The organism is Aeromonas sp. FDAARGOS 1418 (genome assembly GCF_019048585.1).
GTDB classification, from domain to species: domain Bacteria; phylum Pseudomonadota; class Gammaproteobacteria; order Enterobacterales; family Aeromonadaceae; genus Aeromonas; species Aeromonas caviae.
The window spans coordinates 2885641-2906716 of the sequence record NZ_CP077387.1; the positions used below are offsets into that span (position 1 = coordinate 2885641).

At 63.8% G+C, this 21076-nt stretch carries 21 protein-coding genes; 16 read left to right on the plus strand and 5 right to left on the minus strand.

What is annotated here, in order from left to right:
• The first annotated feature begins 23 nt into the window (after positions 1–23).
• From mukB to I6L48_RS13510, 5 genes are all read left to right on the plus strand, one after another.
• Positions 24–4451, plus strand: coding sequence for a chromosome partition protein MukB (gene mukB, locus I6L48_RS13490; RefSeq protein WP_216987331.1), 4428 nt, complete (start codon positions 24–26; stop codon positions 4449–4451).
• 149 nt (positions 4452–4600) lie between these two features.
• Complete coding sequence (locus tag I6L48_RS13495) at positions 4601–4987, plus strand: septal ring lytic transglycosylase RlpA family protein (protein WP_042017161.1); 387 nt, start codon at positions 4601–4603, stop codon at positions 4985–4987.
• Positions 4988–5274: 287 nt separating this feature from the next.
• Positions 5275–5748 carry a cupin domain-containing protein gene (locus I6L48_RS13500; RefSeq protein WP_113070212.1) on the plus strand — a complete coding sequence of 158 codons (474 nt, stop codon included), beginning with the start codon at positions 5275–5277 and terminating at the stop codon, positions 5746–5748.
• A gap of 18 nt (positions 5749–5766) precedes the next feature.
• The gene (locus tag I6L48_RS13505) at positions 5767–6252 is read left to right on the plus strand and encodes a GNAT family N-acetyltransferase (protein WP_113070213.1); all 486 of its coding nucleotides are present in this window, start codon (positions 5767–5769) and stop codon (positions 6250–6252) included.
• Between the two features lie 266 nt (positions 6253–6518).
• Positions 6519–6827 (plus strand): putative quinol monooxygenase, encoded by a 309-nt coding sequence (locus I6L48_RS13510; RefSeq protein WP_103857923.1) that lies wholly within the window; start codon positions 6519–6521, stop codon positions 6825–6827.
• Positions 6828–6872: 45 nt separating this feature from the next.
• On the opposite strand, the gene I6L48_RS13515 is transcribed toward I6L48_RS13510, so the two are convergent.
• A complete protein-coding gene (locus I6L48_RS13515) occupies positions 6873–7811 on the minus strand; it encodes a LysR family transcriptional regulator (protein ID WP_113070214.1) in 939 nt (312 codons plus the stop codon).
• Positions 7812–8119: 308 nt separating this feature from the next.
• Here I6L48_RS13515 and xapA point away from each other — a divergent pair, with 308 nt between their 5' ends.
• The 5 genes from xapA (at position 8120) to I6L48_RS13540 (ending at position 12593) form a co-directional block, all read left to right on the plus strand.
• Positions 8120–8947: a xanthosine phosphorylase gene (gene xapA, locus I6L48_RS13520; RefSeq protein ID WP_113070215.1), complete on the plus strand. Its 828-nt coding sequence runs from the start codon at positions 8120–8122 to the stop codon at positions 8945–8947.
• Between the two features lie 25 nt (positions 8948–8972).
• On the plus strand, positions 8973–10232 hold the full coding sequence (locus I6L48_RS13525; RefSeq protein ID WP_113070216.1) for a NupC/NupG family nucleoside CNT transporter: 1260 nt from the start codon (positions 8973–8975) through the stop codon (positions 10230–10232).
• Positions 10233–10294: 62 nt separating this feature from the next.
• Positions 10295–11101, plus strand: coding sequence for a deoxyribose-phosphate aldolase (gene deoC, locus I6L48_RS13530; RefSeq protein WP_113070217.1), 807 nt, complete (start codon positions 10295–10297; stop codon positions 11099–11101).
• Positions 11102–11148: 47 nt separating this feature from the next.
• Complete coding sequence (locus I6L48_RS13535) at positions 11149–12063, plus strand: DMT family transporter (RefSeq protein WP_048207779.1); 915 nt, start codon at positions 11149–11151, stop codon at positions 12061–12063.
• 38 nt (positions 12064–12101) lie between these two features.
• Entirely contained in the window at positions 12102–12593 is a 492-nt protein-coding gene (locus tag I6L48_RS13540; protein ID WP_216987332.1) for a histidine phosphatase family protein, read from the plus strand.
• A 73-nt stretch (positions 12594–12666) separates the two neighbouring features.
• Here the strand turns inward: I6L48_RS13540 and I6L48_RS13545 are convergent, their stop codons facing one another.
• The 3 genes from I6L48_RS13545 to I6L48_RS13555 form a co-directional block, all read right to left on the minus strand.
• Complete coding sequence (locus I6L48_RS13545; protein WP_042879276.1) at positions 12667–13257, minus strand: hypothetical protein; 591 nt, start codon at positions 13255–13257, stop codon at positions 12667–12669.
• Positions 13258–13378: 121 nt separating this feature from the next.
• Positions 13379–13582, minus strand: coding sequence for a hypothetical protein (locus I6L48_RS13550; protein ID WP_039040737.1), 204 nt, complete (start codon positions 13580–13582; stop codon positions 13379–13381).
• Positions 13583–13705: 123 nt separating this feature from the next.
• Positions 13706–14341, minus strand: a complete 636-nt coding sequence (locus I6L48_RS13555) for a LysE family translocator (RefSeq protein ID WP_113070219.1) — start codon at positions 14339–14341, stop codon at positions 13706–13708.
• A gap of 421 nt (positions 14342–14762) precedes the next feature.
• Between I6L48_RS13555 and I6L48_RS13560 the strand changes: the two genes are divergently transcribed.
• Positions 14763–15788, plus strand: a complete 1026-nt coding sequence (locus tag I6L48_RS13560; protein ID WP_113070220.1) for a Wadjet anti-phage system protein JetD domain-containing protein — start codon at positions 14763–14765, stop codon at positions 15786–15788.
• Between the two features lie 344 nt (positions 15789–16132).
• On the opposite strand, the gene I6L48_RS13565 is transcribed toward I6L48_RS13560, so the two are convergent.
• Entirely contained in the window at positions 16133–16711 is a 579-nt protein-coding gene (locus I6L48_RS13565) for an alkylphosphonate utilization protein (RefSeq protein ID WP_113070221.1), read from the minus strand.
• 179 nt (positions 16712–16890) lie between these two features.
• Between I6L48_RS13565 and I6L48_RS13570 the strand changes: the two genes are divergently transcribed.
• The 5 genes from I6L48_RS13570 (at position 16891) to I6L48_RS13590 (ending at position 21069) form a co-directional block, all read left to right on the plus strand.
• Positions 16891–18084 (plus strand): methyltransferase, encoded by a 1194-nt coding sequence (locus I6L48_RS13570; RefSeq protein WP_113070222.1) that lies wholly within the window; start codon positions 16891–16893, stop codon positions 18082–18084.
• Between the two features lie 188 nt (positions 18085–18272).
• On the plus strand, positions 18273–19718 hold the full coding sequence (locus I6L48_RS13575; RefSeq protein WP_113070223.1) for a chitinase: 1446 nt from the start codon (positions 18273–18275) through the stop codon (positions 19716–19718).
• Positions 19719–19840: 122 nt separating this feature from the next.
• The gene (locus I6L48_RS13580; RefSeq protein ID WP_113070224.1) at positions 19841–20206 is read left to right on the plus strand and encodes a VOC family protein; all 366 of its coding nucleotides are present in this window, start codon (positions 19841–19843) and stop codon (positions 20204–20206) included.
• Between the two features lie 207 nt (positions 20207–20413).
• Positions 20414–20812 (plus strand): GFA family protein, encoded by a 399-nt coding sequence (locus tag I6L48_RS13585; RefSeq protein WP_113070225.1) that lies wholly within the window; start codon positions 20414–20416, stop codon positions 20810–20812.
• A 29-nt stretch (positions 20813–20841) separates the two neighbouring features.
• A complete protein-coding gene (locus I6L48_RS13590; protein WP_042863908.1) occupies positions 20842–21069 on the plus strand; it encodes a DUF4287 domain-containing protein in 228 nt (75 codons plus the stop codon).
• Positions 21070–21076 lie beyond the last annotated feature (7 nt).

A 21076-nucleotide genomic window follows, 5' to 3' on the forward strand; every position in this document is an offset into this window, starting at 1 on the left:
GCCGGTTTGATGGAGAGTGTGGCGTGAGAGGCAAATTCAAATCCCTGACCATGGTCAACTGGAACGGCTTCTTCGCCCGCACCTTCGATCTCGACCAGCTGGTCACGACCCTGTCCGGCGGCAACGGCGCGGGCAAGTCCACCACCATGGCGGCCTTTATCGCGGCCCTCATTCCCGACCAGTCACTGCTTCACTTCCGTAATACCACGGAAGCGGGTTCCTCCAGCGCGTCCCGCGACAAGGGGCTCTACGGCAAGCTGCAGCGCGGCCACTGCTATTCGCTGCTGGAAGTGATGAACAGCCGCGAGCAGCGGATCTGGGTTGGCGTCCACCTCGAACAGGTGGCCAACCGTGACAACAAGGTCAACATCACCCCGTTCGCCCTGGTGGATGTGCCCGAGCACCTGGCGCCCACGGATCTGCTGCTGGAGAAGCTCGACGACGGCAAGGGCCGGGTACGTGCCTTCGCCGATCTGAAGGGGGCGGCCGCGGAGCTGGGGGCGCTCAAGGTCGTCAAGTTCAATACGGTGACCGATTATCACAACTTCATGTTCGAGTTCGGCATCACCCCTAAGAAGCTGCGTGATCAAAAGGATCGCGGCAAATTCTATCGCCTGATCGAAGCCTCCCTCTACGGCGGTATCTCGTCTTCCATCAGCCGCTCCTTGCGTGAATACCTGCTGCCGGAGAACTCCGGGGTACGCAAGGCGTTCCAGGACATGGAGGCGGCCATCTACGAGAACCGCCGCACCCTGGAAGCCATCAAGGAGACCCAGGGTCAGCGGGATCTCTTCAAGAACCTCATCACCGAGACCACCCACTATGTGGCCGCGGAGTATGTGCGGGGCGCCGCCGAGAAGAGCCGCCTCTCCGAGCTGGCCCTCAAGGCACGCTCTGAGCTCGCCGGCAAACGCCGCCTGCTGGCCGAGGAGAAGCAGCGCGCCATCTATCTGGCGGATGAGGTGGATCAGCTCACCAACCGCGAGAAGCTCCTGACCGACGAGCTGGAGTCCGCCGCCGAGCACCTGGCCAAGGTGATGGCGGCCGTGGCCCTGCAAAAGAAGATTGCCCTCTATCGCGCCGATCTGGCGGAGCTCAACGACAAGCTGGAGCAGCAGCAGGCGGTGGTGGAAGAGATCCACGGCCAGTTGCTGGAAGTGGAAGAGCGCAAGGAGCTGGCCCAGGCAGAGGTAGACAGCCTCAAGACCCAGCTCGCCGACTACCAGCAGGCGCTCGATATCCAGCAGACCCGCGCCATCCAGTACCGTCAGGCGGTGCAGGCCCTCGATGCTGCCCGCGAGCAGTGCGAGCTGCCGGGGCTCGAGCCTGCGCAGGCGAGCGACACCCTGCACCAGTTCCGCGCAGCCGAGCAGAGCCTCACCAGCCGGGTGCTGGGGGCCGAGCAGCAGTTGGCGCTGGCCAAGGCGGCGGTGGCCGAACACGAAGCGGCGCTGGCGCTGCTGCTCAGCATCGCCCCCGAGACAGTGCGCGAGGCCGCCTGGCCCACCGCGCAGGGGCTGCTCAAGCGCCACATCGAGGACAAGGCCCGCATTGCCCAGGGCCAGGGTCTGCGCGCCGCCCTGGCTCGCCTCGAGAAAGAGAGCGAGAGCCAGAAGACCCTCTTGCGGCTGCGAGACGAGCTGGCCCAGGCGTCTGGTCAGCACATTGCCAGCCAGGACGAGTTGGAGATCTTCCTCGAAGCCCAGCGCACCCGCCAGGAGGAGCTCTCCGAGCAGCAGGCAGAGGCCAATCAGCGCCGCGCCAGCCTCGAGCATCAGGGCACTCAGCTGGGCCGCGATATCGCGGAACTGACCAAGCTGGCGCCGCGCTGGCTCAAATCCTTTGAAAAACTCGAGCAACTGCGCGAGCAGAGTGGCTTGGCCTTGGCCACCGCCGAAGAACTCTCTTCCGGCATGCAGAGCGTGCTCGACAAGGAGCGGGAGTTCGAGCAGGAGAGCAACCGCATTCAGGGCCAGAAACAGGCGCTGGAGCTGCAAATTCGCAACCTGCAGCTGGGTGCCGGCGAGGCGGATCCCCGTCTTGCCCGCATCGCCGAGCAGGTGGGGGGCGTGCTGCTCTCGGACGTCTATGACGACATCTCCATCGATGATGCCCCTTACTACTCCGCGCTCTACGGCCCGGCTCGCAGCGCCCTGGTGGTGCTCGACCTCGAAGGCGCCATCGAGCGGCTGAAAAAGCTGGAAGATTGCCCGGAAGATATCTACCTCATTCAGGGCAACCCCGACTCCTTTGACGAGGATCTGGTGGAAGCGGACGAGCTGGGGGACGCCGTGCTGGTGCGCACCAGCAAGCGTCAGGTGCGCTTCTCCCGCTACCCCGAGCTGCCGCTCTTTGGCCGCGCCGCCCGGGAAAAACGGATCGAGCAGCTCGATCTTGAGCGGGAAAACCTCATCGAGGGCTACGCCAAGGCCGCCTTCGAGCAGCAGAAGTACCACCGCCTCTACGGTCACTTCCGCGACTTTATCGGTCAGCATCTGGATATCGCCTTCCGCCCGGACCCCGAAGCGGAAGTGCAGGCCAAGCAGCACGAGCAGCGCAAGCTGCAAGAAACCATCGCCGAGTGCGACAAGCAGCTGAGTGATGCCAAAGCAGCCGCCGCCCAGCTGACCCGCCATATCCAGCTGGTGCAGGGGATGCTGCCCTTTGCCCACCTGTTTGCCGAGGCAGACCTGGCGGCCCGCCTTGAGGCGGCTCACGCCGACGTGGAGGCGCTTAAAACAGCCGAAGCCTTTATCGCCAAACACGGCAAGGCGTTGGAAAAGCTGGAAACCATGGTGCAAGTGCTGCGCCAGGATCCCCAGGATCTGGCTGCCCTGCAGGCGGCCTTTGACGAGGTGAGTGACCTGCTGGCCGAGCAGAAGCGCCGCTGCTACGCCCTCGATCAGCTGGTGGCCCGTTTGCCGCACTTTGCCTATCAGGATGCGCAAGACCTGCTGGGCAAGGCCTCCGAGATGAGCGAGCGACTCAAAGAGAAGCTCAAGGCGGCGGAGCTTGCCGCCCGCACCGCCGGTGAGCAGCACAAGCAGATCACCCAGCGCCACACCGAGGCGCTGCAACTGCGCACGGCGCTGGATTCCAGCGCCTCGGCCAAGGGGCAGACCCTGGCGGAGTTCGAGCAGGAGCTGGCGGCCATGGGCCTGACCCTGTCGGATGACATGGAAGAGAAGGCCCGTGCCCACAAGAAAGAGATTGAAGAGCTGCTTATCCGCACCCGGACCCGCCGCACCAGCGCCGAGGCCCAGTTGCAGGTGTGCAAGCGCGAAATCGAATCCCTTGGCGGTCGTCTCAAGCTCGAAGGCAAGGATTACTACAGCGCCCGCAAATCCCTGGTGGGTCACAAGGCGAGCTGGTCGCGGGTGGTGCGTCTGGCACGGGAGACCGACGTCGAGAAGCGTCTGAACAAGCGCGAGCTGGCTTATCTTGACAGCGACGAGCTGCGCTCCATGTCGGACAAGGCCCTCGGCGCCCTGCGGGTGGCGGTGGCCCACGACGAGGCCCTGCGCGATGCGCTGCGTCTGTCGGAAGGCAACCGCAGCACCGAGCAGAAGGTCGCCTTCTACGTGCAGGTCTACCGTTACCTCAAGGATCGCATCCGCAACGACATCATCCGCTCGGACGATCCGGTGGAAGCCATCGAGGAGATGGAGATCGAGCTGGCGCGCCTCGCCGACGAGCTCAAGCAGCGGGAAACCCACCTGTCCCTCTCCTCCCACGAGGTGGCGGCCAAGATCACCAACATCATCCGCCGGGAGCAGAACCGCATCCGGGTATTGAACCAGGGCCTGCAGAACATCGCCTTCGGTCTGGTGCGCGGGGTGCGTCTCAACGTCAATATCCGCGAGGCCCACACTCGCCTCCTGACCGCGCTCGCCGATCAGAGCGCCATGCACAACGATCTCTTCGCCGACAAGGAGCTCAGCTTCTCCGAGGCCATGGCCAAGCTCTTCCAGCGTCTCAACCCGCAGGTGGAGCAGGGGGAGCGCAACTATCAGGTGATGGGGGACGTGCTGCTGGATTATCGCAACTACCTGGAGCTGGAGATCGAGGTGCAGCGCGGGGCCGACGGCTGGCTGCGGGCCGAGAGCGGCGCCCTCTCCACCGGCGAGGCGATCGGCACCGGTCAGGCCATCCTCTTGATGGTGCTGATCAGCTGGGAGGAGGAGTCCCGCCGTCTGCGCGGCAAGGACATCGCCCCCTGCCGCCTCTTGTTCCTGGACGAAGCGGCCCGTCTGGATGGCAAATCCATCGCCACCCTGTTCGAGCTGTGCGAGCGCCAGGACATGCAGCTGCTTATCGCTGCGCCGGAGAACATCAGCCCCGAGAAGGGCACCACCTACAAGCTCATCCGCAAGGTGCAGGGCAAGCACGAACATGTGCATGTGGTGGGGCTGCGCGGCTTTGGCTTTGCCGACGACAAGCTCATCGCCTGACATCTTCCCCTGACAGGGGCTGACGGGTGAACACACAAACGGGAGGCCTGGGCCTCCCGTTTTCCATGGGAAATGTGAGAGAGTAGGCCCCTGTTAACGGAAGCCTGACTGGCGATGCTGGTCGTTCTGTCCCATCGAGGAAGCAACGCATGACGACGCGACAAAAAGGGCTGCTGGCCTCCCTGTGCCTGCTGCTGGCAGCCTGCAGCAGCCAGCCTGATGCAGGCAGTGCGGGCAACTGGCGAGGCTATACCCAGACGGGGCTTGCCTCCTATTACGCCGATCGCTACCACAACAAGCGCACCGCCAGCGGGGAGCCTTACCAGCGCCACGCCAACACCGCCGCCCACATGACACTGCCCTTCGGCGCCCTGGTGAGGGTCACCAACCTCGCCAACGACAAGAGCGTGGTGGTGCGGGTCAACGACAGGGGTAACTTCCCCCGCGGGCGCATCATCGATCTCTCCAGGGCGGCGTTCAGCGCCATCGGCAATCCCCGATCCGGGCTTATCAAGGTCAGGATTGAGGTGCTCTAGTCGCCGGTTCTGCATGTGCCCGAGCCCCTCCATACCCGGGCCGCTGGAAGAGGATGCTTCCCAGTGATCGCGGGCCATCTTCTTTGTTCCATTGGTGAGGTTGCCAACGCGGCTTCCCATTTTCCGGTGTGCCATTAAGATAGCCAAACGAAAAACAGGGCGTCTTTGCCATCTGGCGGCAACCGGGCATGACATGGTGTGTGAGACACCCCTTCAACCCCTGCCCATGTTTCGCCGCTAAGGAACAGGCTATAAAGTGAGACGTCATTCACAGGGAGGATCAGAACATGACTGACAAACGCGCCATTCAGGCAACGGCCATCCCCGAGCACAAGGCAAAGTCCCTCTATCCGGAGCCCTTTGCCTCCCTGGTCAAGCACCGCACCCGGCGCAGGCTGGGGGATCATTTCGGCCTCGCCAATTTCGGGGTCAATCTGACGACCCTGGCACCGGGGGCCATCTCGGCGCTCAAGCACCATCACGGCCTGCAGGACGAGTTCGTTTATGTGCTCTCGGGCAATCCCACCCTGCGCCACGGGGAGGAGGAGTACCGGATGTCGCCGGGGGAGTGCATCGGCTTCAAGGGGGGCAGCGGCCTGGCCCACCAGTTGCTCAACCACGGTGAGGTGGACGCTGTCTATCTCGAGGTGGGGGACAGGCTGCCAGGGGATACCGTCGACTATCCCGACGACGATCTGGCCCTGGTACAGGGGGCCGATGGCACCTGGTCAGCCAGACACAAGGATGGCACCCCCTATTAGGGGGGGCCTCTTCGGGCAATGAGAGAGACCTCCATGGTGTTCAGCCACTTTTCTGCTGTCAGGGCAGAGGATTTTCTGCCGCTGCTCAACGACGAGACGCTGCGAAAGCACCTGATCCCTCACCCGCTTTTCGATGTGGCCGGGGTGCACGACTGGATGGCGTACAAGCTGGGGGTCGACGCCCGGCCAGGTTGTCGCGTGCGCGCCATCTTCCTCGACGGCACCCTGGCGGGGTGGTGCGGCATCCAGCCCGATGACGAGGGGGTGGAGCTTGCCATCGTGCTCGCCAGGGCCGGCTGGGGAAGCGGCGTGGCGATTTTCAACGAGATGATGGGGTGGGCGAGGGAGCTTGGCCATCGGACGATCCTCTTTCACCTGCTGGATACCCGCCCGCCTTATCGATCCCTCGCCAGACGGGCCATCTGGGTGAGGAAAACGCGCCTGGGCGAACACCCTTTCACCACCTATTGCCTTGACGTTGAACGCTGGTCTGCAGGCCCTTAGCCTGGACCAGGGGTCAGCGAGCCGTGCCGCCCCCTGGCGGGTCCCGTTGCCACTCTTGGCGCATGATCCCTCCCGCTTGTTGCCTGCACCTCTGTGCCCGGCGTGGTATCCGTTCCGTTGAACACAGTGTTCATTCTGCCCCCCTATATGGCCCCCACCGTCCTGCCTACACTGGGCAACGTCTGATGGAGGCGCATCCGACAGTATAAATAGCTGTCCAGGTTGCACTCTCTGGCGTGTTGACGATGTACAACGGAGAAAACTGGATGAAAAAAGAGACAGACAAACTGGTATCGATCGCGGTGCTCAAGGCCCGTGACGGCATGGGAGAGCGCCTTCGCGATGCCCTGCTTGCCTTGATTGGCCCCACTCGCCAGGAACCGGGCAACCTCGATTACGTGCTGTTCGAGTTGAAGGATGAACCCGGCACCTTCTACATGCGGGAAGCCTTCGTGAGTCAGGCCGCCCTGAATGCCCACTGTGAGACCGCGTATTTCCAGGCTTTCGCCCGCCAGGCGGACGAGCTGCTGGCCGAACCCCTTCGGCTTGTCTTCATGGAAGAAGTGAGCCCCTGATCCTTGCCGCAGAGCCCGATGATCCCCTCATCGGGCTTTTTGCCTTCAGCCTCGCTCCGGCAGGTTCATCTGCTCGCTCATGGTGTCGATGAAGTGGCGGATGGCGGTGGTCGTCGGCTGCCCGGCCAGGGGCGGAGCATGGAGCACGCAGAGATCGGCGGGGATCCCCTGCTCGAGGCGGATGAAGCGCACGTGGGGCCACTTCTGGCGGGCGTAGCTCGCGGGCACCAGGGCCACCTGCTGGCTGGTGGCCACCACTGCCATCAGGGTATTGGGCTCCACCACCTCCTGACGCAGGCGGGGGTAAAAGCCCTCCACCAGGCAGGCGTTGATGATGAGATCCGTGGAGGCGGAGTTGGCGCGGCTCATCAGCACGAAGGACTCTGCGGCGAGTTCAGGGAGGGAGACCCGCTTGCGATCCCGCAGGGGATGCTCGTCCGATACCACCAGCACCATGGACTCCCGATAGACAGTCTCGGCCTGCAGCGGGTGGATGTTGAGGGTGTCGGCGAAGCGGGCGAGGCCGATGTCTATCTCCTTGCTGGCCAGCGCCTGCTTCTGGCGCTCGGGGGAGAGCTCGGTGAAGGAGATCTCGCACTCGGGGTGGCGCTGGTGACACTGGCGGATCACCTCGCCAAAGCCGGCCCAGAAGATGGAGCTGACCAGCCCGATGCGGATCTGGTTGCGCTCCATGCGCCCTGCCTGCACCACCCGGTTGAGGCCGCTCTCCAGCACGTCGAACAGGCGATCGCATTCGGCCTGCAACAGGCGCCCTGTGGGGGTCAGGTTCACCTGGCGGGTGTGGCGCTCAAACAGGGTCACCCCCAGCAGGGATTCGAGTTCCTTTATCTGGGCGCTGAGCGGCGATTTGGAGACATTGAGCCGCAGGGCTGCTCGGCTGAAGTGGCCCTGGCTGGCCACTTCATGGAAGTAACGCAACATCTTGAGGGTGACGCGATCGCGCCATTGGGTGTCCGGGAACATGGTCTCTCCAGGCTTGAGGTGTGAGATCGCCGTCAAAGTTTGGGCATGGGAATGGCGGGGCAGGGAGGCGGGTCCCTCCTGACAGCGCGATCCGCATCACTCCGGTTTTCGCCCTCCGGCGACCCGTTTGACGGAGAAATGGCATGAAGCAGCGGTTTTTGGGCCATTTCGGGTGCGTCATTACCCCACTACGCCGGTCATTGTGTTGTATATCGGGATAATCAGGCCGATTTTAGCGATTTTTGTCGTCCAATACCTCCCCTAGAGTGAGCGTCATGTCTCATTCACAGCCTCAAGAGGTACAACTCATGCAACACGATCCCGTACTCAACGCCGTCGCCACCATTCTTGCCCGCAAGCCGGGGTTTGCCCCCCGCGCCGCCATGATCCTGGGCTCCGGCCTCGGCGTGCTGGCCGATGCGCTGGAAGAGAAGGTCACCATTCCCTACGAGGAGCTGGATGGCTTCCCGGTCAGCACGGTGGCCGGTCACAATGGCGAGCTGGTGCTCGGCAAGCTGCACGGGGTGGACGTGGTCTGCATGAAGGGGCGCGGCCACTACTACGAACACGAAACCATGAAGGTGATGACTACCCCGGTGCGCACCTTCAAGCGCCTGGGCTGCGAGCTGCTGCTGGTAACCAATGCGGCCGGCTCGCTGCGCCCGGAGCGCATCGGGGTCGGCTCCCTGGTCATCTTCAACGATCACATCAACACCATGCCGGGCACCCCCATGACGGGTGCCAATGACGAGGCCTACGGCCCGCGCTTCTTCAGCCTGGCCAATGCCTATGACAAGGGGTTGCGCAGCGAGGCGCTGGCGCTGGCCGAGCGGGAGGGGATCGCCGTCAATCAGGGGGTGTTCGTCTCCTACAGCGGCCCCTGTTTCGAGACCGCCGCCGAGATCCGCATGATGCAGATCATCGGGGGCGACGTGGTGGGGATGTCGGTGGTGCCCGAGGTGGTCAGCGCCGCCCACTGCTCGCTGCCGGTGCTGGCCATCTGCGCCATCACCAACATGGCGGAGGGGCTCGGTGACGTGCAGCTCTCCCACGAGCAGACTCTCAAATGCGCCAAGCTGGCGGAAGCGGACTTCATCCGCCTCATCAACGCCTTCATCCAGCACCACTTCCAGTAAGCAGGGAACGACCAGGAGGTCAGATATGTTTGCAGCAGGATTTCTCGGTATGGCGGCGCTGATCCTCATCGCCGTGTTCGCATCGACCAACCGCAGGGCCATTCGCCTGCGCACCGTGGGGCTGGCGCTGGCCTTGCAGGTCGCCATCGGCGCTCTGGTGCTCTATGCCCCGCTGGGACGCCGGGCGCTGGAGGGGATGGCCCACGGGGTCGAGGCGGTGCTGGCAAGCGGCAAGGCGGGGATCCACTTCCTGTTTGGCAACCTGGTCAACTTCTCGGTGGACGGCATCGGCTTCGTGTTTGCCCTCAACGTGCTGCCCCTGGTGGTGTTCTTCTCGGCGCTCATCGCCGTGCTCTACTACCTCGGCATCATGCAGGTGGTGATCCGCATCATCGGTGGCGCCATGGCGCGGCTGCTTGGCACCTCCCAGACCGAATCCATGTCGGCGGTGGCCAACGTCTTCGTCGGCCAGAGCGAGGCTCCGCTGGTGGTCAAACCCTACATGCCCAGGATGAGCGATTCGGAGTTCTTCGCCGTCATGTGCGGCGGCATGGCCTCGGTCTCCGGCACCGTGCTGGCGGGCTACGCCATGATGGGAGTGGACATGCAGTACTTGCTGGCGGCCTCCTTCATGGCGGCGCCGGGCGGGATCCTGTTTGCCAAGCTGATCATCCCCGAAACCAGCCAGCCGGATTACGTCTTTGACAACAGCATCCAGTTTGATGGCAAGAAACCGGAGAACGTGCTGGCAGCGGCAGGCGAGGGGGCCAGCAGCGGCCTCAAGCTGGCGGCGGCCATCGGCGCCATGCTGATCGCCATGATTGGTCTGGTGACCTTGGTCAACACCCTGCTGGGTGGGGTGGGGGAGATGGTGGGCATGCCGCTCTCCCTCGAGCTCATCCTGGGCTGGATCTTCTCGCCGCTCGCCTTCCTGCTCGGGGTACCGCTGGCGGACATCGGCATCGCTGGCGCCATGATCGGCAAGAAGCTGGTGGTGAACGAGTTCGTGGCCTACAGCGATCTGGCGCCCTACCTGAAAGACGCCAGCACGGTTACCGCTGCCGGTCTGCAGGTGTTGGAGGAGAAGTCCAAGGTGATCATCAGCTTCGCTCTGTGCGGCTTCGCCAACCTGGCCTCCATGGGGATCCTGATCGGTGGCCTCGGCACCCTCTGCCCGTCGCGCACCGACTTCATCGCCCGCTACGGTCTGCGTACCGTGCTGGCGGCCACCTGCTCCAACCTAATGAGCGCCGCCATCGCCGGTGTCTTCTTCTCCCTCGCCTGAGTCTCTCACCCTTTGTTTCGGGGCGCTGCGGCGCCCCTCTCTTATCCCGACAGGAGCTATTTATGAACGACGTGACTGTTTTTGAACCTGCCTGCGCCACCACAGAGGCGGCCATCCGGGCCATCCGCTTGATGGATCTCACCAGCCTCAACGACGATGACCACGACGCGCGCATCATCGCCCTCTGCCATCAGGCCCGGACCCCTGTCGGCACCACCGCTGCGGTGTGCATCTACCCGCGCTTCGTGGGGCTGGCCAGGCTCACCCTGGCGGCGCAGGGCACCCCCGAGGTCAAGGTTGCCACCGTGGTCAACTTCCCCCACGGCGACGATGATCTGGCAACCGTGTTGGCCGAGACCCGCGCCGCCCTCGCGGATGGCGCCGACGAGATCGACCTGGTGATCCCCTGGCGTGCCTTGATGGCCGGGGACGAGGCCCCCGCCCGGGCGCTGGTGCGCGGCTGCAAGGCGTTGTGCGGCGCCCGGGTGCTCAAGGTGATCATCGAATCCGGCGAGCTGCAGGAGCCTGCGCTTATCCGCGCGGCCTCCCTGCTTGCCATTGAAGAGGGGGCCGACTTCATCAAGACTTCCACCGGCAAGGTGGCGGTCAATGCCACCCCGGCGGCGTGCCGCACCATGCTGGCGGCCATCGCCGAATGCGATGCGCAGGATCGGGTGGGGTTCAAGGCGGCGGGCGGGGTGAAAAGCGCCCGGGAGGCGGCGGAGTATCTCGCCATGGCGGCCGCACTCTTTGGCGAGGAGTGGCTGGTGGCCGAGCGGTTTCGTTTCGGTGCTTCCAGCCTGCTTGGCCAGTTGCTGGCAACCCTGGGCGAGGGCAAGCTGTCCCCTGCGACCGACCACGGTTATTGATCTCTTCCGTCGGCGCCTGCGGGCGCCCTTGCTGACAGGTGTATCCCATGTCTTCACGTCCCCATGTTGCAAAGGCCCACGGCAAGGTGTTGCTGTTCACCCTGCTCATCAGCCTCTCGTTTCCCATCGGCAGCGCCCTCACCGCGGTGCTGGACCCGCTGGTGGTCACCTGGGCGCGCTACCTGCTGGCCTCCCTCATTTTCGTCGGGGTGCTGGGGTATCAGGGGGGGCTGGTGCAGCCTTCCCTGCGGGATCTTGGGCGCTACACTCTTATCTCGCTGCCGGCCCTCTGCTACTTCGTCGCCATGTTCGTGGCATTGCAGGAGACCAGCGCCCTCGATGCCAGCGCACTCTACACCACGGTGCCGCTGATCAGCGCCCTGGCCGGCATGGTGATCTTGCGCCGCGCCATCGGCTGGGGAATGGGGCTGGCCCTGCTGGGGGGCATGGTGGCTGCGGCCCTCATCATCTTTCGCGGCGATCTGGGATTGGTGGCGAACCTCAGCCTCACTCCCGGCAATCGCATCTACCTGCTCGGCTGCGTGGCCATGGCCCTCAACCCCATCCTGATCAAGCGCTGCTACCGGGGGGAGTCCTTCCTCCACCTGACCGGCTGGACCCTCATCTGCGCCACTGTGCTGCTCACCCCGGTGGCGCTGCCCGGATTGCTTGAAACCGACTGGAGCCGGGTCTCCCTGCCGGTGGGGCTGGGACTTGGCTATCTGGCTCTCTTTGCCACGGCGCTGAGCTTCTTGTTGTTCCAGCAGGGAAGCGTGGCGCTGCAACCGGAACAGGTGTCAGCCTATACCTACCTCATCCCGGTGATGGTGCTGCTCACCGGCATGCTGACCGGGGAGACAGTACACTGGGAACAGGTAGGCTGGGGGGTAGGGGGTGTGCTGCTGACCATGGTGGTCATGGTGCTGCTGCCCCTTCATGCTGGCAAACGTGGGGCGGTCTGAGGGGCTGCCTGTTGCCCTGATCAACCAGGGAGTGCGTCATGAGAAGAACCCTGATCCTGGTACGCCATGGCAAGTCGAGCTGGGAGGACGCATCTTTGTCTTACCGCGCTCGTCCGCTGGCGGCGCGCGGGCTGCGCGATGCGCCCCTGATGGGGGGTCGCCTGGCACACCTGGGGGTGAAGCCCGATCTCATCCTCTCGAGCCCCGCCTGCCGGGCTCTGACAACCGCCCGGCTGCTTGCCGCAGAGTTGGGTTATTCCCCGAACCACATCGCCATCGACGAGGGCCTCTACGAGAGCGATGCCGGGACCCTTCTCGGGGTGGTGGGGGCGTTTTCAGATGATCTCGCCTGCGTACTGCTGGTGGGCCATGATCCTGCCTTCACCGACCTGGCTCATGGCTTTTCCTCCGGTATCACTCGCATGCCGACCTGCGCCGTCGCCCGCTTCATCTTCGACGCTCCCTCCTGGTCGGCGCTCCCGTCCTGCTCGCCGGTGATGGCCGTGCTGGACTTCCCGAAGAAGGGGTAGAGGGGGCGTGGGTTGCAAGCAGGCAGAAACGACAAGGGGAGCCTCGGCTCCCCTTGTCGTGATGGCGACGGGGTCATTTGGCTGCGATGGGCCCCTTGGTGCCCGCGTCGTTGTCGACCCAGCCATCTTCTCCCTTGAGGCGGCGATCCCCCTGGATGGTGTAGATGACCATGCCCTCCTTGAACACCAGGGCGCCGTCGGATTTCCTGGCACTCACCTGCTTGTCGTTGACCCACACCTGATCCTTGTCATCGATGCGGATGTTCGCGACCGTGGCGCCCGTCTCGGGGAAGGTGGCGACCCAGTTGCCGGTGTAGGGGCTGGCGCTGGCCGCTGCGGGGGCGGCGCCAAATCCGGCGGCGGCGTTCTCGGCCTTGCTCTTGTTGATGTCACAGCCGTTGAGCTCGCTCACCTGGGTACAGCCTGAGCGCTCCAGCTTCTGCTCATAGCTCATGTTCAATCCGCCGTCGGCGGCCGGGGCGGCGGTGCCAAATCCTGCCTTGGCGTTTTCCGCCTTGCTCTTGTGAATATCGCAGCCCTGGGCTTCGGTCACCTGGGTGCAGCCGGAGCGTTCCAGCTGCTCGGCGTATTTGTGGTTGATGGCGTGAACCTGGGCGCTGCCCAACAGGGTGAGGGTCAGGATGAGCGCGGTCTGTCTGAACATGATCAATACCTCTGGCAATGGGTCATTCGGGCTTGCCGCTCCCTGGGCGGCAAGGGGCTTGCGTTGGCGAGCTGCAGCCCTCTCTCACCATAGCAGGAGGGAGCGAAAGACGATGCCTGCGTCAGCTCTGGGGGATGCGGACCCCCTTGTCGAGGTAGAGGCTGCTGTAGTGGGCGCGGTGGGTGACGAACATCACCTGATGGCGACTGCCATCGGAGAGAATGATGAAATCACCGGCCTGTGCCGGGCTTTGCAGGCGGATCTCGTGTTCGGGGGCCGTCAGCTTGTCGGCCTCCTCCCGGAAGGTGAGGGTGTAGGAATACATATGGCGCTCCACCGCAGGCTCATATACAGACACGCCTACAACTCTAGCCCCGGTAGCTGGGATCCGCGGCGCCCAAGCGGCGCCGATGGTGCAGATAATGTCAGCCGCGGTGAGGCGCGGGGCTCAGGGACGACCACTGAGCAGGATGGCGCCGCCCAGGGTGATGAAGAGCCCGCCGGTGATGCGGCCAACGAGGTGCTCGCCGCGACCTGGCTTGAAGTAGCGACCGGCGCGCCTGGCCAGGGCGACATAGCACAGATGCACCAGGCTGACGATGGCGCAGATGGTCAGGTACATGGTGATGAACTGCAGCGTCAGCGGACTCTGGTGATCGAGGAACTGGGGCAGCAGGGCGCAGAGGAAGACGATGGTCTTGGGGTTGCTGGCGGAGACCAGAAAGGCTTCTCGCAGCAAGGAGAGGGTGGTTCTGGTGCGTCCCCGCGCGGTGGAGGGAGAGAGCCCTTGGCCACCGGTATTGGCCGCGCGCAGCGCCTTGTAGCCCAGATACACCAGGTAGCCACCCCCCGCCAGCTTGAGGGCGACAAAGAGGGGAGGCAGGGTTTGCAGCAGGGCTCCCACCCCCATGGCGACCAGACCGATGAGGATGGCCTGGCACCCCAGGTTGCCGAGGATGCTGACAAGGGCGGCGCGCCAGCCGTGTTGCAGACCGTTCTTGACCACCAGCAGCACATTGGGGCCAGGGGTCAGGGTCGCCAGCAGATAGGCCAGCGCAAACAGCATCCAGGTATTGGGGTTCATGAGCACGTCCTTGGCGTCAAAGCTGGCATGATGCCAGCCTCTTCGACGAGTCGTCCAGCAGCGTCTCTCCCGGCCCCGAAGAGGATTCAGGGGAGGGCAATCCGGTGCAGCATGGTCTGCGGCTGGAAATGCAATAGGCAAGGATATGTATAAAAAAATCGCATGAAAGCAGTTTTTATGATGTGTTAAAACCGCAGATAAGCTGTCCTTTTTCTCACCGGCTAACCTATGGCATCGCAGCATACTGATTTCACCGATATCGATGGATCGCCAATCGTAAGCGCTGCTCGTCCTGCCCCGAGCTTGTCGACTTGCAGGGTTCCTTGAAGCGCTCTTTCCTTGGTGCGAGAAAGATCACTGTTGTGGACAGAAAGGTCTCCTCTACTTGGCCATATGGAACCGCAATGAATGAGGGGGGAGGATGTCACTTTTTGATGAGCGTCGAGTGCAGGATCTCTGTGCCCGCTTGCTGGCAGACACTAATAACCAGGGGTATTCACTCGACAGCAAGCATGGCCGCGAGTTGCGAAATCTCTTGCAGGCTGTGGGTGGCGTCAAGCCGGTGGGGCGAGGAGCTCGTCATGTGCTGACTGATGCTGGGAGGGATTATCTCGCAGCGCAGCTGGCACAGATGGCACCAGTCATACCGGACAGGCGTGACACGATACGGGCTCTCGGGGTGGACCTGCCAGCACATCTAAACCAGGCCAGTTTTCATGCCCTCTGGCATGGGGACAGCAAGAGCGGGATAGATCCAGATAATGACGCTATCGACATCACGCTGACACAGGATGAAGTGATTCGACTGCGTACGCTGAGCCCGTTGTCACTCATCGACCAGGACGGACTGCACCACGACATGAGGGCGCAACTGTCGCTATTGGGAGAGCTGGTTTTACCGGAGCGTTGCTTGAGCAAGTTGCATGGTATTGAGTGGCAGGGGCGGCAACTGGTGACGGTGGAGAACAAGGGAGCCTTCGTGGATTACCCGCTGCAAGTTGGGGAGTTGTTGCTCTATGTACCTGGCCGCAATACCAGGTTGGTACGGCAGGTGTTCCCGCTGTTGCCGGCTGCCGTACCCTGGGCCCATCTTGGCGATCTGGATCAGCGCGGATTGGATATCGCCAACGAGTTGGCCCATGCCCTTCGTCGTCCGCTGGCTCTTTGGCTGCCCGACACCTTGATGGCCTATGTTCATCACTATGCCCGCCCTCTGATCCGTCGCCTGGAGGGGCAATCGATCAGCAGAGGCAAGATCCCATGGGAGGAGGTACCCGTGGTGAGTGAGCATGGCAAGCAGTTGGAAGAGATCTTTATATATCTGATCGAAAAGGGATTGTGGTTGGAGCAGGAAGTATTGGTGTTAGCCGGAGGTTGGCAGTCATGGTCACTCGACGTGCCTTGCGGCCCACGCAGTAATAAAAAAACCGCCATCAGGCGGTTTTAATGGTTGTCAGCCCCTATTTCAGGGCTTTTTTCAGCTTTTTGATCTTGCCTTCGTGCTTGGCGATTTTCGCCTGGCGGGCGGCGATCTTCTTCTTGATCTCTTTCTTGCTGGCCATGGGGCGGCTTCTTGGTCTCGTGGGCGCCATGGGGATCAGGGTGCCCGGGGTCTTTCCATGCGTGCCGGGAAGGCCCTCTCCGTTGGCGCACTGGCGGCCAGGGGAGGGGGCATACCGCGGAACTGGTTTGCAGGATAGTCCAGTTTCCCCCGGATGCCACCCGAACGGCAGGAAACAGAGGCAACAAAAAAGCGCCCCTGGGGGCGCTTCTGGCTTGAAGGGGTCGGAATCAGGCCTTCTTCAGGTAGGCGGCCACCAGCACGATCTGCATGCCGTTGACCTTGCCCTCGATGTGCAGCGGGTTGTTGGTCAGGCGAATGCCCTTGACCAGGGTGCCGCGCTTGGCGGTGAAGCCGGCGCCCTTGACGTCCAGATCCTTGATCAGGGTGACGGAGTCCCCTTCCACCAGCACGGCGCCATTGGAGTCGACGGTCGGCACGCTGTCGTCATCGTCGCTGGTCACGCCGGCGTCTGCCCAGGCCTTGACCTCGTCTTCCATGTACATCATGTCCAGCATGTCCTGGGCCCAGAGCTCGCCCCGGGCGACGAGGGCCTTCAACTGGCGCCAGGCCATTACCTGCACCGCCGGCACCTGGCTCCACATGCTGTCACCCAGACAGCGCCAGTGGTTCACCTCCGTGGTGTCCGGCTGCTCCAGCTGGCCGCGGCAGGTGGCGCAGAGGGCCACGCTGTGGTCGTCGTCGTTGGCGGGGGAGTGCGGCACCGGGAAGGCAGTCAGCGCATGTTCTGCGCCACACAGCTCGCATTTGGCGTTTGCACGGGCTTGCAGGATGGCATTGATGGTCATGATTGGGTTCCGTTTATAGGGGTAAAGCGGCTCGCCGTGGCGGGCTGCGCGAATGAGGGGGCGGAATATAGCACAAATCCCTGCTTTTTGTCAGGCTACCAGAGGCGCACAGGCGAGTGCTTTTTGACGGCAGATCGCTAGAATGAGCCTCCCTTTTTGCGCCAAAGGACAGGTTCACCGTGCTGGCCCACCGTTTTCGACAACTGGACTGCTTGCTCACCGCCGAGCGACGCTGGTGGCAATACCAGCCCTATCACCACCTGGGGATCGCCTTTGCCCGCGAGGCGCCAGCCCTTGCGAAGTGCCTGGCAGCCCTGACCCTTGACGAGATAGCGCACCTCGACGGGGACATGGATGCGCTCTGCACCCTGCTCGCCCCCTGGATCCCGGTGGGGGCCGAGTTGCAGGCCCTCGGCGAGCTTGCCCCTTTCGCCCCCGAGCCCGTCCAGTGCGCCAGGGCCATGGCGATGTACATGCCGGGACGCAAGCAGGGGCAGATAGAGGCCTTCACCGGCTGTCTCCCCCCCCACCAAGGTCCCTATCTGGAGTGGTGCGCCGGCAAGGGGCATCTGGGGCGCCTGGTGTCGCTGCACCGTGGCGCCGAGATCCTGAGCCTGGAGTGGCAGGGGGCGCTCTGCGAGGAGGGGCGGCGGCTCGCCGCGCGCGACGGCGCCAACATGCGGTTCGTGGAGGCGGATGCCTTTGCCGCCGAGTCCGGGGCCCTCATCGCCCCGCACCATCACGCCATGGCGCTCCATGCCTGCGGTGATCTGCACACCCATCTGCTGACGCGGGTGGCCGAGGGGCGTGCCCAGGGGGTGACCCTCTCCCCGTGTTGCTACCACCTTATCAGGGGAGAGCACTATGCGCCCCTCTCCCGGGCCGCCAGGGCCAGTGCCCTGCGCCTTGGCAAGAGCGACCTGAAGCTGCCGCTGCAGGAGACGGTGACCGGCGGCGCCCGCATCGCCCGGTTGCGGGAGCGGGAGGTGGTGTGGCGCCTCGCCTTTGACTGCCTGCAGCGCCAGGTGCGCGGGGTGGATGAGTACCTGCCGGTGCCCAACCTGCAAAAGAGCCTGCTGACCGGGGGCTTCGAGGATTTCTGCCACTGGGCCGCCGAGCGCAAGGGGATGGGCTTGCCCGCGGGGCTCGACTACGCCGCCTTGCTGGCACAGGGGGAGCGGCGCTTTGGCGATGTCGCCCGCATGGAGCTGGTGCGCCACCTGTTTCGCCGCCCCCTGGAAATCTGGCTGCTGCTCGATCGCGCCCTCTTCCTCGAGGAGCAGGGCTACCGGGTGGAGGTAGGCACCTTCTGCCCCAAACCCATGACCCCGCGCAATCTGCTGATCCGGGCGGTGCGCGCAGGGGGGATCTGAGCAAGCGTCCGCACAGGTCGGATGGCTGCGCCAACAAGACCAGGGGCTGGATCCCCCTGCAAACGAGCGCCATCTGAGTGCAGGGAGGCATGGCTCACAATTTCGCCAAATTCTTAATTCTTGTCGTGAATTTAGTTGTCAGGATGCCTATGCTCGCCCTGACATTTTCAAGACAAGGATGGTTACCCATGTTCATGCTCACGCGCACCGCCTGCCTGGTTGCCCTCGTCTGGGCGCTGCCCGGCCAGAGCGCCATGACAATCCAGCCCGATCCCCAGAACAGCGGCGGCTATGTGATGGCGGCGGCGGATCTCGCCAGTGCGGCCCAGGCCAAGACCGCCAACCCCATGTACGGGATCTGGTCCCACGCCCTGGCCACCCGGCCCAACACGGTGGTGGAGGCCATCGTAGCCCGCGCCCCCGGCAACCCGGACAACGTCAAGCGGGTCGAGCGGGTCTTCACCGAATCGGACTGGGAGTTCCTGACCCAGATGGCCGCCCCGGAGTACACCTACGAGCGCTTCCTGCGGGCGGTGGGCAAGTTCCCCGCCTTCTGCGGCGACTACACGGACGGGCGCAATGCGGACGCCATCTGCAAGAAGTCCATCATCACCGCCTTCGCCCACTTTGCCCAGGAGACCGGCGGCCACATCGCCAAGGAGAATGTCTCCGACAACCCCCTGGGGCTGGAGGAGTGGCAACAGGCCCTGGTGCACGTGCGGGAGATGGGCTGGTCTGAGGGGCAGACCGGCTACACCACGGGGTGTGGCCAGAGTGACTGGCAGAACCGGCGCTGGCCCTGCAGCACCGGTCAGGGCTATTTCGGTCGCGGCGCCAAGCAGCTCTCCTATCACTTCAACTACGGCGCCTTCTCCGAGGCCATGTTCGACGGCGACGCCTCTGTGCTCCTCAACAACCCCGGGCTGGTGGCGGACTCCTGGCTCAACCTCGCCTCCGCCATCTGGTTCTTCCTGACGCCCCAGGCTCCCAAACCCGCCATGCTGCACGTCATCGATCGGACCTGGGTGCCCTCCCAGCGTGAGCTGGCGGCGGGCATCGGCTACGGCTTTGGCACCACCATCAACATCATCAACGGTGGCATCGAGTGCGGCGAGCAGAACAAGAACAAGGGCCAGCCGGTCAACCGTATCCGCTACTGGGAGGGGCTCGCGGCCCACTACGGGATCCCGCTGCTGGCGGACGAGAAGAACACCTGCTGGCAGCAGACCCCCTATGGCAGTCTCAACCTCAACGGCGCCACTGACGTGCTCTACACCAACTGGGACGGCAACTGGAAATACTACCCGGACAGACCCGGCGGCTACTCCTTCGAGTGCGATCTGGTGGGGTACCAGACCGCCTATTCGGCCCTGGTGCCGGGGGATTACGAGAAGTGTGTGACCAACTTCTACGGCTCCCACGCCAGCTGGCCCAAGGTACGGGTGGTGGCCACGCTGGATCCGGCCCCGGTCGACCCCGGCACGCCGCCGGTGGACGGGGTACCGGCCTGGGAGGCAGGCAAGGTCTACACCGCGGGCAACAAGGTGAGCCACAAGGGGGTCATCTATCAGGCCAAGTGGTGGACCCAGGGCAACGAGCCGGGCAAGGGGGATCCCTGGGCACCGGTGACCTGAGAGTCAGTACAAGAGCAAGCACTCCGGGGAGGCCGCGCGCCTCCCTTGTTGATCGCCGCGCTGGCTTGCTGCGCCTCTTTTGGCACTGATAGAGTGCGGATTCACATCGAGGGAGGATGACCATGAACATCGCCATTCATTTTGAAATTCCGGTACAGGATCTGGAGAGAGCCATCCGCTTCTATGAGGGGGTCTTCGAGACGGTACTGGAGCGGGTGCAGATCGATGGCAACGAGATGGCGCTCTTTCCCCTGGAAAGTGGCACGGCGGGCTGCTCCGGCGCCCTGGCGAAGGGGGAGAGCTATATGCCGAGCCTGGATGGCACCCGGATCTATCTGCGGGTGCCTGACATCGAGGGGACCATGGCCCGGGCGCTGGCATCGGGCGGGGCCTGTCTCTATCCCGTCACCCAGGTCGGGGAGGGCCTCCGGGTGGCGGAGTGTCGGGATTGCGAGGGGAATCGCATCGCCTTGCAGGAGGGAACCTGACCATTATTTATCCGGTGCATGGGATGTGTTGAGTCATTCACACGATGAATAAAGAGGGGGGGGGTCCCGCTCCGGGAGCCTCAGCCCCGCGGTGAGGCCCCGGAATGGTCAGTTGCCGCCCCCCGGATCCCGTGCTACTTCATCTGGTGCGGCAAGAAGGCGAGCACCCGTTCGCCCGGTCTGTCGCCCCAACTCTCAGGAGGCATCATGGAAGGACATTGTCTGTGTGGCGGGATCACCGTGTCGAGCGGCGATCACAAGGTGGTCAACCTGTGTCACTGCGCCATGTGCCGGCGCTGGTCAGGGGGGCCCATGTTCGCGGTGCACGGGGGCAAGGGCGTGCGGTTCACCGGGATGACCCCGGTGGCCTACCGCTCGTCGGAGTGGGCGGAGCGCGGATTCTGCCCCACCTGCGGCACCCATCTTTTCTACCATCTGTTGCCGACGGACGAGTACATCCTCTCTGCCGGCCTGTTTCAGGATCAGGGGTTCGAACTCACCGGGCAGATCTTCATCGACGAGAAGCCCGACTTCTATGCCCTCAAGAACGACACCCCGACCCTGACCGGGCAGCAGGTGTTCGAGCAGTTCGCCCCCAAACCCTGAGCCTGTACTCACCCCGAGGAGAAGCCATCATGGATGAACAACCGAAGGTGAAGGGGCCTGCCTCCTATTTTCCCGCCATCGAGCAGAAATACGGCCAGCCCATCGTCCACTGGCTGACCCTGCTGGCAGGGCGGGAGGAGCGCAAACACATGGCCCTGGTGGCCTGGCTCAAGGACGAACACGCCATGGGTCACGGCCATGCCAATGCCCTGGTGGCCCACTTTTTGGCGCAGCCCGATGCGCCCGGCGTGGCATGACAGTGCC